Origin of the sequence: Daejeonella sp. (genome assembly GCF_030695525.1) — a bacterium.
In the GTDB taxonomy this organism is placed as follows: Bacteria; Bacteroidota; Bacteroidia; order Sphingobacteriales; family Sphingobacteriaceae; genus Daejeonella.
In genome coordinates this window covers 11,975-26,859 of the sequence record NZ_JAUYSS010000020.1, presented here as the reverse complement: position 1 = coordinate 26,859, position 14,885 = coordinate 11,975, and the positions used below count along the sequence as shown (strand labels likewise).

Here is a 14,885-nt window from a genome sequence, read left to right as displayed (position 1 = left end):
TTAATTTAATCTTATAAAAAAAATGAAAAAGATCTTAAAGTCAGTACAAGACATTATTAGAAGGCAGATAAATGCTTTTAAAAACAATGATAGACCAGAACCAATTTTTACAAAGGTGAACAGCCCGGGATTGAAAGTACACATAGGAACCGGTGAGATAAATTTGCAAGGTTGGGTTAATGTTGATGCTAGAAATTTTGATCATGTTCATATCGTTTCAAATAATATGCAATTGGACGAATTTACAGAGGGTAGCATCGGTGAAATATATTTATGCCATGTATTGGAACATATTTCGTTCCAAGAAGCCCAATCTTTTATAAAGCTGGTGTTTAGTAAATTAAAAATAGGAGGAACTTTGAGGATCTCAGTTCCATCATTCGATTCAATTATTAAGATATACGGTAACAATGACAACAATTTGGAAACTGTCAAGTATGCGCTAATGGGTGGACAAGACTATGATTATAATTTTCATCGCTCAATTTATAATTTGTCACTGCTATCTGAATTATTAATTTCTAACGGTTTCGTCTCCGTTTGTGAGTGGACCACTGCAGAGGATTTTGGTCAATCTATTGGAGACTGGTCAGACCGTGATTTTATTTCAAAAATTGGTCCTGTACCCATAAGTTTAAATGTCAAAGGATTGAAAAGCTAAAATGGGTAATATAGCATTCGTTGCATCTACATTACCTGTTCCGCTACTTAAAGCCAAATCGGGAGAGTGGGATATTTGTGAGATTGTTATGACTGGGGTAAGTTTACAGCAATCTTATGAATACTTTGTTAAGGACAAGCCTCATATAAAATTGTCTGTCGTTCCCAAGCAACATATAGCGGGTTGGTTTTTTATTATTAGAAAATTACTTTCTGTAAAGCTTTCTAATACTAAAGTATATTTTTTCCATGAGTGTTGCTGGTTTAATTTCGATGTAGTTATCGACATAATTAGGGCCAAAGGTGAGTTCTACCCTCAAGTTACATTAAATTCTTTTCGCAAAGTAGAGGGTGTTCCGATAAGCTCAATCTACCATCGAAAACTGGTTCATTTTCTTGGGATGTCCAGGGATTTTGTCGAATACGAAGTGCCACATGACAACAATGCTGGTTCATATTACGTCTTGTCTAAGGTTAGTTACGGGAATAACATTCTTCATCATAGGATCGAAGATTCTATCTCTGCTCGACGGGCCTTTTCGACTTCGCTAAAGAAATCAACGTCTAATATCCTTATTATTTTAGCCAGTGAAACTGTTAGTGATGAAGCCTTAATCTCAACTTATCGGAGCCTGACAGACGAACTCACACTTCGTGGATTCCAAATATTTACTAAGAACCATCCCAGGGAAGAGGGAAAACTTCCGCTACCGAGCCACCTTTTGTTTAATGAAATACCTAACCATATACCAATAGAACTGGTTGATCAGGATTTTGTAGCTGTTATCGGTTGTGCCTCCACAGCATTAGTTAGCTTCGGTTCAAAAGCCTTTTCGGTAATTAAGTTTTGTGGGATGACGGAAGATTTGGTAAAGCGTAGAATTGATCATTTGGGCCACTTACCCGGTGAAATACAGATAAATTTCCCTACATCTCTTAGCGATCTGATTCTGTCAATAGAAAACCTTCGGAAGAACGCGAAGATTTTACTCACTAATAAAATGAACTGAAGTACAACTTTCTTGTATCATTTTATTCACCTTTATCGCAAGGCCAGCTGGGCTAACTAATGTCTATAATCCGCATTACGGATTACAGTGGCCTTTTTTATAGTCAGAATGAGAGCGGCTTCCATTAAATATTTAGAATAGATATCGTAAGACCAAGAGTAGATTCAAAAGAAAAGATGCCAAAAGAAATAATTTGTTTAGACCCTTCTGCCAGTACAACTCGAATGTTGACAGCCCAAAAGCCTGATTATGATCGGGTATTGGACACTGCATCCGAAATTGATTTGTTCTTGCCCCAAGGCGAAAAAGGAGGGCTAAGAACCAAGGGTTATTTTAAAACAAGTTTGCCAGGAAAAAGCTTAATTACTGTAGTGACTGTTGTTTATAATGGTGAACAATTCATTGAAAAAACCATTCAAAACGTATTAAGTCAAACTTATGACAATGTTGAGTATATTGTTATAGACGGTGGCTCAACTGATGGTACATTGGATATTATAATGAAGTATGAGACTACAATAGATTACATAATAAGCGATATAGATGATGGAATATACGATGCTATGAATAAAGGTATCAAACTTGCTTCTGGGGACTGGATTAATTTCATGAATGCAGGTGATTCATATTTCACTTCGACCACGCTGGAAACGATATTTGATAAAAATGTAAATGATGGCGATATTATTTATGGAAACGTAGACATACGATATAATGGTTTTTCCAGAGCTCAATCTGCTGGTTCCCCTGCTAAATTGTGGAAAGGGATGCAGTTTTCGCACCAATCAACTTTCATCTCTTTGAAATACCATAAGAGAAACTTGTACAATAGACTGAACAAGATAGTTGCCGACATGGAATTTTTTTATCAAGCTTACTCCGATGGTGTAACTTTCAATTATAAAGACGTTATTATATCGAGTGTGATTTCCGGTGGTTTGTCCGATTCTAATCGCCTGGAAACTGTTCGGGCCTCACGAAAAGTTGCTTTAAATCATGGTTCTTTCCCTCTTGTTTCAGCTTATTATTCATTTATTATTGCGGATACCTTTTTTAGAGGTATACTGAAAAAAATACTTCCTGCTTCGTGGGTGAAAAGAATTATCATGGCAAAATGAGCTTTATTCAAGTTTTATCGTCCAGAAATAAAATATCAATTGAATTGCTGATTCGTAATACCATTACAATTCTGGTTTTACTTTTAAGCTTGTTCTTTTCTCCATTTTATTTTGAAGGTGACCAGGTGCCTTATAATAATGCATATGATGGTATAAAAGGCGTGAATGTATTACAAGGTTACCTTCAATATCATCTTTATATAACTTCTGACGAACCGATCCATTTTCTGATTCTGTGGATATTTTCAAATTTGGGGATCCCAAAAGATGTTGTAATGGCATTTGCTAATGCTATTTTAGCTAATGTCCTGACTCGTCTTTTTTTTAAATGGCGGGTTTCTATAGGCATTATCGTTTTTATTATCTTCACGAATTTTTATCTGCTTGTGTTGTATTTTTCTGCAGAGCGACTCAAATTCGCGTTTATCTTCTTCTTTATAGCAGTTCTATTATCTCTCCGTGTCAAAAAAACGTACCTCTTCATAGTATTGTCCATCCTTACTCACGTACAGATGCTAATATTAGTTTTGAGTCGATTTTTTGCAATGGTAATGCAGTCCGTGGTATCATTTTTTTTAACCTTAAAGTTTAAGCTGAAGTTTACGAAAGTTGTTTTTATAATTATTCTTTTTATTCCTATAATATTTCTAAGTGAACACATTTTGTATAAGCTTAATGCATATTCCGATAATAGTGCGTCGAAAGGGTTACTTTTAAACACATTCCAGCCATTAATATTCTTGGTTCTCTCACTCTTTTATTCCCGCGAGAAAATGGCAACGTTCTTCATTTTCTTTATTATTATTATATCATCGTCCATTGTCGGACCAGAACGAGTTACCATGATGGCTTACTTATATTTCATGTTTTACGCCCTCAGAATTAATAAGGGAATTAATTTTGGAGTTGTAGTCACATCGTTTTATTATTTTGCCAAATCAATAATTTTTGTTTCGAATGTACTGAAAAACGGACACGGTTTTTGAAAGATGGTTAGACTCAATAATTTGAAATAACAGACTCCCATTAAGAATCCTTAATATCTTAGCCCTAATACGCCACGCGGTAGAGTCTGATTAAATATATACCATGGTTGAAAAAATAATAGTTGTAAATGCTTCAGCTCTGAGATCGGGAGGTGCATTAACAATTTTACATCAGTTTATAAATGCGATACCTGACGATAATATAACATATTTAGTGTTTGTTGACAGGTCTGTTGTTATAACTCACTCAAAAAAGAATCTTCGTTTAGTTCATGTAAATGTTACCTCATTCTTAAATCGAATCATGTGGGATGCATTCGGCGTCAAAAAATGGTTGAAAATTAACAATGTCAATCCTGCAATTACTGTTTCACTTCAAAATACTAATTTTCAAGTTGGTTATAAAATTCCAAATTATATTTATTATCATCAACCGATTCCCCTATTTTCAAATAAATGGAATTTATTTAAAAAGGGAGAACGTTCTCTATGGTTTTATAAATATATTTATCCCTTTTTTGTGAAGATATTCATGAATTCACGGACTGAAATATTTGTGCAACTGGAATTTATAAAGACAGAATTTGTGAAAAAATTCGATTTTAATGAAACTAAAGTTCATGTAATATTTCCAGATTTGGAAATACCACAAACCGCTGAAATATCAAGAGTTCAACTTGAGCAAAAAAAAATAAATCTATTTTACCCTGCAGCACCATATATATATAAAGACCATGCGCTAATTTTTCAAGCGTTTAAGTTAATTGATACGCTTTTAACGAATAAGATTGTTTTATATCTAACAACTGTGAAAGATGAAATTGAGTTACAGCCTAATTATGAAAACATTGACATCGTTTTTTTAGACAAAATTTCTCATGGAGAAGTAATTTGGCTATTTAATAATGTGGATGCTCTTATATTCCCAAGTTATATTGAAACATTAGGGCTACCATTAATTGAAGCTGCTTCTTTCGGTTTGCCAATTATTGTTGCTGATTTACCTTATTCAAGAGAAGTATTAGATGGTTATAGTGGTGTTAAATATTTGAATTATCAAGATGTTGGTGCTTGGGGGGATGCAATAATTGAATTGTGTTTAGCAAAGGGGAAAAAATACGAGTCTTATACAAAAGGAAACACAAAATCTTGGAAAGATTTTTTTAGAATAATCAAAAAAACATTGTAATATGTTACAAGCAACGTTTATTAGTTGTTGATGGTGCTAGTCCATATCCGGCAATGGCCTTTTAAAAAGAATTCCGCATACAGATGAAAGAGAATTCATATTTTCATTCGGGATGAGAAATGATTTAGTCTTCGTGCTATTGGAAGAACACGGCCTCTCCTGAACGGAAAAATAAAACTATATGATATCGAATAATTGTGACTGCAAATTGAAGTTTTAGTCGTAAAATTCTAAATATTTAACTGTTCTTAAGATTTAACTGTAAGTGAGGGTAACTGTTTTACCGGCAAGGGTGCCATAAAAGTACGATAAACCTTATTTGTTAATGATGTTTATGGCAATCTGATTTCAGATTGTGTGATTGATGGTGTAGATTTGTAAAAAATCAGCCTGCTTTTAATAATAGGAAGTTTTCTTTAAGCGTTACTGGCGGAATGAAATTTGTAATAAAATGACTATAAATATGTATGAAAACAAAATTCTACTAATAACAGGTGGTACTGGATCATTTGGTAATGCAGTTTTGCAAAAATTCCTTAATTCCGATCTTAAAGAAATAAGAATATTTAGTCGGGATGAGAAGAAGCAAAACGACATGCGTGAAAAATTCCAAGATGAAAAATTGAAATTTTATATTGGTGATGTACGGGATTATAATAGCATTAGATCAGCGATGATTGGTGTTGACTTCATTTTTCATGCGGCAGCTTTGAAACAGGTACCGTCCTGTGAGTTTTATCCGATGGAGGCTGTAAAGACGAATGTTTTAGGAACAGAAAATGTATTAAATGCTGCAATTCACGAGGGTGTCGAAAAAGTAATTTGTTTAAGTACTGATAAGGCAGCTTATCCAATCAATGCAATGGGGATCTCAAAAGCATTAATGGAAAAAGTTGCGATCGCTACTGCAAGAAATATTATTAATAACACAACGACGGTCTGCTTAACACGTTATGGAAACGTTATGGGATCACGCGGTTCTGTAATTCCTTTATTTTTAAAACAGATTAAGGAAGGGAAGAGTCTTACCATCACAGATCCTAAAATGACAAGATTTCTCATGTCCCTTGATGAAGCAGTAGACCTTGTTTTATTTGCTTTTGAACACGGGGAGCAGGGAGACCTTTTCGTAAATAAAGCTTCCGCAAGTACGATAGGTGATTTGGCAAAGGCCCTTAAGGAACTCTGTAATGCTGATAATACTATAAAGATCATTGGAACCCGTCATGGCGAGAAATTATACGAGACGTTATGTACGAGAGAGGAAATGGCGAAAGCTCAGGATATGGGCGATTTTTACAGAATTCCAGCAGATAATAGAAATTTGAATTATAATCAGTATTTTACTGACGGTGAAATTGACGTGTCAAAAATTGAAGACTATCATTCTCACAATACCCGCCAACTTGACGTAATAGGTATAAAGCAGATCCTGAGTGATTTGCCGTTAATTAAGTATGAAATTTTTGGGGATGCTAAGGCCGCGCAATATTTAGTTTGATCAACTCACAGAGACTTTATCTAAGACATATAAGTCTATATTTTAAATTCATATATAAGCTTCTAAATATATCTCTATATAATAGGCATTCTTATAACGTAGATTTGGTCTGAATTTCTATTCATTCAGCTAGCGTTAGATGCAGAGAAACAAAGAAGGTCAGTAAAAACAGTTGCATGAAATTAAATGTTGGTATAACTGGTCAGGAGGGTTTTGTAGGACAGCATCTCTATAACACGCTTGGCCTTTTTCCTTATGAGTTCGAGATAGTTGAATATCATTCTGATTTTTTCAAGAATCCTCCTCAACTTACGGAGTTTGTAGGCAAGTGTGATATTATTGTTCATCTCGCTGCGATGAATAGGCATCCGGACCCCGAAGTTTTATACAAAACCAATGTAGAGTTGGTTGAAAAACTAGTAGAAGCTTTAGAAAAATCTAAAAGCAAGGCACACGTATTGTTTTCCTCTTCTTCTCAAGAGGAGCAGGATAACTTGTATGGTAAAAGTAAAAGAGAAGGGCGACAATTGCTGGAAAGATGGTCCAAAAATGCGGGAGGGAAATTTACAGGTCTGCTAATGCCAAATATTTTTGGACCCTTTGGTAAACCATATTACAATTCATTTATTGCTACCTTTTGCTATCAACTAACTCATAATGAACAACCCGAAATTATGCAGGATGCATCTGTGAAGCTTATTTACGTCAGCGATCTAATAAAATTGATTTTAAATGAGATAAGGTGCGGTATGGGGCATGAGTTGCACCATATATCCCATAGTGACGAATACAAAGTTTCTGAAATTCTTTCGCTTCTGGAATGCTTCAAAAATGAGTATCTCGTGCTTGGAGTAATCCCTAAATTAAATAACTCTTTTGAACTAAATCTTTTCAATACTTTTAGAAGTTATATAGATTTTAAAACCCACTATCCTGTTAACTATGTAAAGAACTCTGATGCCAGGGGAAGTTTTGTTGAAGTAATCCGTCTCAATATTGGTGGACAAGTTTCGTTTTCTATGACGAAACCTGGAATAACCCGGGGAAATCATTTTCATACCAGAAAAATCGAAAGATTTGCAGTGATCAAAGGAAAGGCGTTAGTTAAGTTAAGAAGAGTTGGGTATGAGGAGATACTTGCGTTTTATCTCGACGGAGATGAACCTGCATTTTTAGATATGCCGATTTGGTATGCGCATAATATACAGAATATAGGTGATGATGATTTATATATGAATTTTTGGATTAATGAGTTTTATGACCCAAATGATCCTGATACATATTCAGAAGCGGTTTAATAAGAGATTAAAATGGAATCTAAACTTACGGTAATGACCGTAGTGGGTACGCGCCCCGAGATAATACGACTGTCAAGAGTGATTGCCGCTCTGGACGAATCCACGGCTATTAACCATGTTATTGTTCATACGGGCCAAAATTATGATTATGAATTAAATCAAATATTCTTTGCCGACCTAGGTTTACGCGAACCAGACTTTTTTTTAGATGCCGCTGGTAGTAGCGCGGTGGAGACTATTGGTAATATTTTAATTAAAATCGACTCTTTGCTTGAAAACGAAAAACCCGATGCATTTTTGGTTTTAGGGGATACTAATTCATGCTTATGTGCGATTCCGGCAAAGAAACGCCATATTCCTATATTTCACATGGAAGCGGGTAATAGATGTTTTGATCAGCGGGTTCCGGAAGAAACAAATCGGAAGATAGTTGACCATATTTCTGATGTAAACCTAACGTATAGTGATATTGCGCGTGAGTATTTACTTAGGGAGGGATTGCCTGCGGATCGGATTATTAAAACTGGTTCACCAATGTTTGAGGTATTGAATCATTACCGCCCTCAGATTGACTCATCTGATGTATTAGAACGTCTTGATTTGAAAGAGGGTAATTACTTCGTAGTTTCCTCGCATCGTGAAGAAAATATAAGTAGTGAAGAGAATTTCTCAGGTTTGATGGAAAGTCTCAATCTAATTGCTAAAACATATGGTCACCCAATTATTGTAAGCACGCATCCACGTACCCGTAAGATGATAGAATTGAAGGATATTAAGATGGATCCTCTTGTTCACTTTCTAAAACCTCTGAGTTTCAGCGATTACAATGCTTTACAGATGAAATCTTTGGCTGTGCTATCCGATAGTGGAACTATTTCAGAAGAATCTTCTATTCTTAATTTCCCCGCTTTAAACCTTAGAGATGCGCATGAACGGCCTGAAGCAATGGAAGAAGCTACAGTGATGATGGTCGGAATGAATGGAGCCCGTATTATGCAGGGTTTAAGGGTTTTATCCGGATCAATTCGGGAGGAAAGAAAGTTCCAGCAGGTTAAAGACTATAGCATGCCTAATGTCAGTGGAAAGATTGTTCGGATTATCATTAGCTACGTTGATTATGTGAAAAGAGTTGTCTGGTCTGAAAAGTAAATGAATATCCTTTTTTTAAGTATTGTTCGTTTTTCCAATATTGATGATCGGGGAATCTATATGGATTTGATACGAAAATTCATGTCAGAAAATCATAGCGTTTACGTTGTTTATCCGTCCGAGCGACGAAATAAGGAAAAAACCGGACTCACTTCAGCGGGACATTTGAAACTCCTGAAGGTGAGAACCATGAATTTCCAGAAAACGGGATTTATTGAAAAAGGTCTTGCTACTTTGATGCTAGAAAGGCAGTTTTTGCATCAAATCAAAAGGTATTTTAAGGATGTTCACTTTGATTTGGTACTTTATTCTACACCCCCAATAACCTTTACAAAGGCGGTTTCCTACATTAAGAATAGGGATAATGCAACAACCTATTTGCTTTTAAAAGATATATTTCCTCAAAATGCTGTCGATTTAGGCCTGTTTAAGAAAAATGGGCTTCTTCATAAGTTTTTTTTGAAGAAGGAAAGAGAATTATACGAAGTTTCAGATTTCATAGGCTGCATGTCGCCTGCGAATGTTGACTTTGTGATTAAACAAAACCCTCAGATTGATGAATATAAAGTAGAAATAAATCCTAATAGTATAGAACCTCTTTTGGCCTTGATATGCGAAGAAGAACGAAACTTGGTAAGACGACAATATGGTATCCCGGATGAGGTTGCCGCGTTTATTTACGGAGGTAATCTCGGTAAACCTCAGGGAGTAAACTTCCTTATAGAAGTATTAATTTCAAATAAGGAAAACAGAAGTGTTTTTTTTGTTATTGTAGGAGATGGCACAGAATATTCAGCAATTAATAAAGCAGTACGTCTGCATCAAATTGGCAATGTTATTCTGATGAAAAGCCTTATCAAACCAGAATATGATAAGTTACTACAGGCTTGTGATGTTGGATTGATATTTTTGGATAGGCGATTTACCGTTCCGAATTATCCTTCGAGGTTGTTATCTTATTTAGAAGTGAGAATGCCTGTTTTATCAGCTATTGATCTAAGTACTGATCTGGGCACAATTATGGAACGCAATAAATATGGATATTGGGTCGAAAGTGGTGATTTTAAAGCTTTCAATTATTACTTAGACATGCTTGCATCGGACAAGGATAAATGTAAAGTAATGGGAGAAAATGGATATCAGTTTCTACTTGAAAATTACCTGGTAGAGCATTCTTACAATAAAATTATGAGCAAGTTTCCAAATGTATAAGCATTATTTCAAGAGAATATTTGATTTTATTTTTGCTCTTTTTGGATTTTTGACACTTCTGCCACTATTTGTTGTAATTACGATTTCATTGTACGTGGCTAATCAGGGTAAACCGTTTTTCAGTCAAAAAAGACCCGGCAAGAACGCAAAAATTTTCAAGATCGTGAAGTTTAGAACTATGAATGATCGAAAAGATAAAGCCGGACAGTTACTACCTGATGTAGAACGTTTGACTCTTTTAGGTCGGTTGGTTCGTAGAACCTCTTTAGATGAGATGCCTCAGTTGTTAAATGTAATCATTGGAGATATGAGTTTAATTGGACCCAGACCACTCCTCCCTGAATATTTACCCTTATATAATGAAAAACAGCAGCGTCGTCATGAAATAAGGCCTGGAATTACAGGTTGGGCACAAGTGAATGGACGAAACACAATATCATGGAAAGAAAAGTTCGAACTTGATGTTTGGTATGTCGACAATATCAGTTTCATTATTGATTTAAAGATACTATTATTAACTCTTGTAAAGGTTTTTAAATCTGAAGGGGTCAGCCCTAATGATTCGATACTGATGGAAGTATTTAAAGGGAACGAAAGTAATAAGTAAAATGAGAAAAATATTAGTTACAGGTGCAGGCGCGGTTTTGGGACAGGGGATTCTTCGATGTTTAAGAGAAGATAAAGATAAGTATCAGATACACACGGCAGATCCAGATGTGCGATCGACCGGCCATTGGCTTGGAGACAAGGCGCATACAATTTTGGTTGCAAATGACCCTCAGTTTATAAACTCTATTGAGGAAATCATCATCGCTGAAAATATAGATGCTATACTGGTTGGTACAGATGCAGAACTTCCAATCTTTTCGAAGCAAAAGGCCTACCTTGAATCTAAGTATCAATTGAGTGTAGTCGTATCGGATGAGAGGGTTATTGAGATTGCAAATGATAAATGGCTCACTGCTAATTACTTGAAAGCGAATAACTTTCCCTTTCCTCTATCGTATATGTCTAACGATATCGAAGGAATCAAACATTTAAAAGAACTCAATCAATACCCCTACATAGCTAAGCCTGTTGATGGCGCAAGGTCTAAGGGTTTATTAATGATTAATACAGAGCGGGATTTAGATCAAATTGCTTCGTATGCCAACAATTTAGTAGTACAAGAATATATTTCTGAAGATGAAGGTGAATTCACTTCGGGCTGTCTTGTATTTGGTGGTGAATGTAAGGTCGTGGTTACTTTAAAACGAGATCTTCGAGATGGTAATACCTACCGTGCCTACTATGATAAAACCTACGAGAAGTATGGAAAATTTATTGCTCAGATATCCGAGAGTCTTAATATTTTTGGACCAAGCAATTTTCAATTTAGAGTAAAGAATGGAGTGCCGATTATTTTTGAAATTAATTCAAGGTTTAGCGGTACTACGCCAATCCGAAGTTTTTTCGGTTTTAATGAAGTAGTTGCCACACTTGACTATCTTTTTGAGAGTAAGAATGTCGTTCAGCCAAAGCTAAAAAATGGAGTTATAATGAGAGCATGGGCAGATATCTTTGTCGAAGAAAAAGAGATGGAGGTTTTTAAAAGCAACAATTCGCTACAGAACCCAACATGCGTGTATCATCCATTTTTTAAATAGTATGAGAACTATTGCTGTAGTTGGAGCTAATGGCTTTTTAGGATCTGAATTGGTAAGGAGATTCTTAGATTTAAAGGTTAATGTAACGGCTGTTTATAATCAAAGAAAAGACAATATAGACAAACGGGCTACTATAATGACATCGGATGAGCTATTAGAGTCGGATATGAATCCCCAGTGTATATTTTTTGCAATCGGTAACTATACGTGCTCTCACAAGGAATTGTTGAGTATTAATGAGCTTCTATCCGCTATCACTGGAAAATTCGTAAATGCCAGATGTGTGTATATATCCAGCTCAAATGTTTATGGCTCTCACAGCGACATCATAAATGAAACGAGCTCTTTCAATAACCCAACCTTGTACGCTCTTTCAAAATTAGCTGCAGAATTTATTGTTACCTCCTTGAGTAATTTCTCGGTTATTCGTTTTACCTACATATATGGACCAGGAATAACTAATCAGTCTTTTATTCCAAAACTTATTAAGAGCGCAAAGGAAAACGGAAAAATTATGTTATTTGGGAATGGGGGAAGAAAACAGGATTATATTTATATCAACGATGCGGTAGACTTCTGTGTTAGAGTATGGGAAACCGAATCGAATGATATTTATTTAGGTGCTACCGGTATCTCAATAAGCAATAGAGAAGTTGCTGAGGAAATAGCAAAGATTTCCAAATGTGAAGTTCAATATACCGGTATAGAAATGGGGGATTCCTACCGATTCGATCCAACCTTATCATTCCAAAAGCTGCAATGGGCACCAAAAGTAGCATTCACCGATGGAATAAGGCAGATGATGAAATGAGAGTACTAATCTTCGGAGATGTCCATGGGAATTTACCTGCCCTTGAAATTGCGCTAAGTAGGGAACATGGCAATTTCGACCGATTAGTTTGCCATGGGGATGTAGTTAATTACGGTCCCTGGAGCAACGAATGCGTTCAACTACTTGCAGGACTGGATGAAATTACATTGCTGAAAGGGAATCATGAAGAATATTTTCTTTCCGGGATTTACTCTGGTCAGAATGAGGTGGCTCGTGCATTTTTTGATTTTTGCTATCCCTTCTTTTATCATCAGGAATCGATATTAAATTATGCTTCGTCTCTGGTGTGTGTTGACTACACCGTGCAGCATACAATTCAGAATCGTTATATCTTTCCTGATACTCCACTCTTATCAATTGATAAAAATTATATAATAGGTCACTCACATCATCAGTTTAAACGTATAGTAGATAATTTTTCTTTGATTAATACTGGGAGTCTTGGGCAAAATAGAAAATGGATAAATGTTATCCAGTATCTGATATATGATACCGATTCTAACACTATTAGTTTAAAAAATGTTGTATATGATCATTTCATTATAATAAATGAAATGAAATTAAGGAAGTATCCGGAAATTTGTGTTAATTACTATTTAAATAAAAGTATTTGTAATGGATGATAAAATATGGCTTTCTTCACCGCACATGGGTGGAAATGAAATGCAATATGTACAGGAGGCTTTCGTTACTAATTGGGTCGCACCTTTGGGCCCCAATGTTACAGGTTTTGAAGTAGATTTAAAGTTATACTTAAATGCAGATTCAAATGTTGTAGCTTTGTGTTCAGGCACAGCAGCAATACACCTGGCTTTAATTCTTTTGGGTGTTTCTCCGGGCGATGAGGTTATTTGTCAAAGTATGACCTTCTCAGCTTCAGCTAATCCAATAGCTTATTTAGGGGCGACTCCAGTATTTATTGATTCAGAGCCTGATACTTGGAATATGTCCCCCGAATTCCTCGAGATGGCAATTAGAGATCGGATTTCCAAAGGTAGGAAGCCAAAGGCGATTATACCTGTCCATCTATATGGTATGCCCGCAAAAATGTCTGATATCATGGCTATTGCTGAAAAATATGGCATTCCGGTACTTGAAGATGCAGCAGAGGCCTTAGGTTCAGAAATTAATGGCAAACATTGTGGCACTTTTGGCGAAATGGCTTGTCTTTCCTTTAATGGAAATAAAATAATTACAACCTCTGGGGGGGGGGCATTAGTCGCAAAAGAGAAGAGGAATACAGACCGTGCTATTTTTTTAGCAACTCAGGCGAGGGATACTGCACCGCATTATCAGCATTCTCAGATCGGCTATAATTATCGGATGAGTAATATATGTGCAGGAATCGGCAGGGGGCAAATGGAGGTTTTGGATAGGCATATTGCCTTAAGAAGAGCAAACTTTGAATTCTATAAAAAAGCATTTTTGGGGGTAAGTTCTATATCTTTTTTAGAGGAGCCCAAAGGGTATTTTTCCAATCGTTGGCTTTCAGCTATTCTGGTTAATCCAGAAAATGGTATTACAAGAGAAACAATACGTTTGGCACTGGAAGCTGAGAATATAGAATCCAGACCACTATGGAAACCTATGCATTTACAACCTGTTTTTAGTAGTTCTCCATTTTATGGTGGAAAAATGAGCGAGGAATTGTTTAATAACGGATTGTGTTTACCTTCAGGATCAAACCTTAAAGAAGAGGAACTGGAACGGACTGTAAATGTTATACTTAGGGTTTTTCAGAAAGCTGAGGTTTGATATTACATTTAATATAATTTAACAATTCAGGGATTTGTGGTACAGAAGGGATTTCGTTTAATTTCTTCTAACGGTTTAATTATAGATTTTTAGAGAAAATGGTAAGAGATTGTTTTTTCAATGAGTTTTTTTTAGTTAATGAGATAACAGTGTTCGAAAATCAAAATTCTAATGCAGCTATTTCCCCACTGAAACTAGGTGAATGAAACTCAAGGAGACTAATAACAAGATGTCAAAGTGAGATTGCTTCTACATCTTAGATGATTTACAAAGGAATGACTCTTTTTATTAGTCCGGATAATATCCCATTATGAAAGTGTTCATAATAGAATCTTTAATCCTTGATCACTCGGTAAGGAGGGTCTAACTGAACCGAATGCTGTTCAGTTCATAGGGGTGAGTCTCCCAAACATCAATCACTCCATAAAACCCCAAAATAAGTTCGCTTGTCTTTCCTCTGACCTCCTAATCGAAGAACCTATTTAGCAGAATTCTTTGAATTGCCACGGTCAATTATTCAAATCAATTT

The 14,885-nt window shown here is 35.7% G+C and carries 13 protein-coding genes; all 13 read left to right on the top strand.

The features are described 5' to 3' along the window. The first annotated feature begins 22 nt into the window (after positions 1 to 22). The 13 genes from Q8S11_RS04235 (at position 23) to Q8S11_RS04175 (ending at position 14,356) form a co-directional block, all read left to right on the top strand. Positions 23 to 661: a hypothetical protein gene (locus Q8S11_RS04235; protein ID WP_305660823.1), complete on the top strand. Its 639-nt coding sequence runs from the start codon at positions 23 to 25 to the stop codon at positions 659 to 661. 1 nt (position 662) lies between these two features. Next, positions 663 to 1,670 carry a hypothetical protein gene (locus tag Q8S11_RS04230; RefSeq protein ID WP_305660822.1) on the top strand — a complete coding sequence of 336 codons (1,008 nt, stop codon included), beginning with the start codon at positions 663 to 665 and terminating at the stop codon, positions 1,668 to 1,670. Positions 1,671 to 1,846: 176 nt separating this feature from the next. Beyond that, the gene (locus Q8S11_RS04225) at positions 1,847 to 2,788 is read left to right on the top strand and encodes a glycosyltransferase family 2 protein (protein ID WP_305660821.1); all 942 of its coding nucleotides are present in this window, start codon (positions 1,847 to 1,849) and stop codon (positions 2,786 to 2,788) included. A gap of 1,089 nt (positions 2,789 to 3,877) precedes the next feature. After that, positions 3,878 to 4,963: a glycosyltransferase gene (locus Q8S11_RS04220; protein WP_305660820.1), complete on the top strand. Its 1,086-nt coding sequence runs from the start codon at positions 3,878 to 3,880 to the stop codon at positions 4,961 to 4,963. Between the two features lie 463 nt (positions 4,964 to 5,426). Next, a complete protein-coding gene (locus tag Q8S11_RS04215) occupies positions 5,427 to 6,464 on the top strand; it encodes a polysaccharide biosynthesis protein (RefSeq protein WP_305660819.1) in 1,038 nt (345 codons plus the stop codon). 176 nt (positions 6,465 to 6,640) lie between these two features. Further along, positions 6,641 to 7,762 carry an NAD-dependent epimerase/dehydratase family protein gene (locus Q8S11_RS04210; RefSeq protein WP_305660818.1) on the top strand — a complete coding sequence of 374 codons (1,122 nt, stop codon included), beginning with the start codon at positions 6,641 to 6,643 and terminating at the stop codon, positions 7,760 to 7,762. A 12-nt stretch (positions 7,763 to 7,774) separates the two neighbouring features. Next, positions 7,775 to 8,911 (top strand): non-hydrolyzing UDP-N-acetylglucosamine 2-epimerase, encoded by a 1,137-nt coding sequence (gene wecB / locus Q8S11_RS04205; protein ID WP_305660817.1) that lies wholly within the window; start codon positions 7,775 to 7,777, stop codon positions 8,909 to 8,911. Continuing rightward, positions 8,912 to 10,123 carry a glycosyltransferase family 4 protein gene (locus tag Q8S11_RS04200; RefSeq protein WP_305660816.1) on the top strand — a complete coding sequence of 404 codons (1,212 nt, stop codon included), beginning with the start codon at positions 8,912 to 8,914 and terminating at the stop codon, positions 10,121 to 10,123. Further along, positions 10,116 to 10,730, top strand: coding sequence for a sugar transferase (locus Q8S11_RS04195; protein WP_305660815.1), 615 nt, complete (start codon positions 10,116 to 10,118; stop codon positions 10,728 to 10,730). Before Q8S11_RS04200 ends, Q8S11_RS04195 begins: the two co-directional genes overlap by 8 nt. A gap of 1 nt (position 10,731) precedes the next feature. Beyond that, a complete protein-coding gene (locus Q8S11_RS04190) occupies positions 10,732 to 11,769 on the top strand; it encodes an ATP-grasp domain-containing protein (RefSeq protein WP_305660814.1) in 1,038 nt (345 codons plus the stop codon). A gap of 1 nt (position 11,770) precedes the next feature. Further along, positions 11,771 to 12,580 (top strand): NAD(P)-dependent oxidoreductase, encoded by an 810-nt coding sequence (locus Q8S11_RS04185; RefSeq protein WP_305660813.1) that lies wholly within the window; start codon positions 11,771 to 11,773, stop codon positions 12,578 to 12,580. Further along, on the top strand, positions 12,529 to 13,224 hold the full coding sequence (locus Q8S11_RS04180; RefSeq protein WP_305660812.1) for a metallophosphoesterase: 696 nt from the start codon (positions 12,529 to 12,531) through the stop codon (positions 13,222 to 13,224). Before Q8S11_RS04185 ends, Q8S11_RS04180 begins: the two co-directional genes overlap by 52 nt. Then, complete coding sequence (locus Q8S11_RS04175; RefSeq protein WP_305660811.1) at positions 13,217 to 14,356, top strand: DegT/DnrJ/EryC1/StrS aminotransferase family protein; 1,140 nt, start codon at positions 13,217 to 13,219, stop codon at positions 14,354 to 14,356. The genes Q8S11_RS04180 and Q8S11_RS04175 overlap by 8 nt, the downstream gene beginning before the upstream one ends. The last annotated feature ends 529 nt before the right edge of the window (positions 14,357 to 14,885 follow it).

Bases quoted from the DNA above. Each gene is read 5' to 3' on its own strand.
- Q8S11_RS04235 (WP_305660823.1), top strand. From the start codon at position 23: ATGAAAAAGATCTTAAAGTCAGTACAAGACATTATTAGAAGGCAGATA.
- Q8S11_RS04230 (WP_305660822.1), top strand. From the start codon at position 663: ATGGGTAATATAGCATTCGTTGCATCTACATTACCTGTTCCGCTACTT.
- Q8S11_RS04225 (WP_305660821.1), top strand. From the start codon at position 1,847: ATGCCAAAAGAAATAATTTGTTTAGACCCTTCTGCCAGTACAACTCGA.
- Q8S11_RS04220 (WP_305660820.1), top strand. From the start codon at position 3,878: ATGGTTGAAAAAATAATAGTTGTAAATGCTTCAGCTCTGAGATCGGGA.
- Q8S11_RS04215 (WP_305660819.1), top strand. From the start codon at position 5,427: ATGTATGAAAACAAAATTCTACTAATAACAGGTGGTACTGGATCATTT.
- Q8S11_RS04210 (WP_305660818.1), top strand. From the start codon at position 6,641: ATGAAATTAAATGTTGGTATAACTGGTCAGGAGGGTTTTGTAGGACAG.
- wecB (WP_305660817.1), top strand. From the start codon at position 7,775: ATGGAATCTAAACTTACGGTAATGACCGTAGTGGGTACGCGCCCCGAG.
- Q8S11_RS04200 (WP_305660816.1), top strand. From the start codon at position 8,912: ATGAATATCCTTTTTTTAAGTATTGTTCGTTTTTCCAATATTGATGAT.
- Q8S11_RS04195 (WP_305660815.1), top strand. From the start codon at position 10,116: ATGTATAAGCATTATTTCAAGAGAATATTTGATTTTATTTTTGCTCTT.
- Q8S11_RS04190 (WP_305660814.1), top strand. From the start codon at position 10,732: ATGAGAAAAATATTAGTTACAGGTGCAGGCGCGGTTTTGGGACAGGGG.
- Q8S11_RS04185 (WP_305660813.1), top strand. From the start codon at position 11,771: ATGAGAACTATTGCTGTAGTTGGAGCTAATGGCTTTTTAGGATCTGAA.
- Q8S11_RS04180 (WP_305660812.1), top strand. From the start codon at position 12,529: ATGGGCACCAAAAGTAGCATTCACCGATGGAATAAGGCAGATGATGAA.
- Q8S11_RS04175 (WP_305660811.1), top strand. From the start codon at position 13,217: ATGGATGATAAAATATGGCTTTCTTCACCGCACATGGGTGGAAATGAA.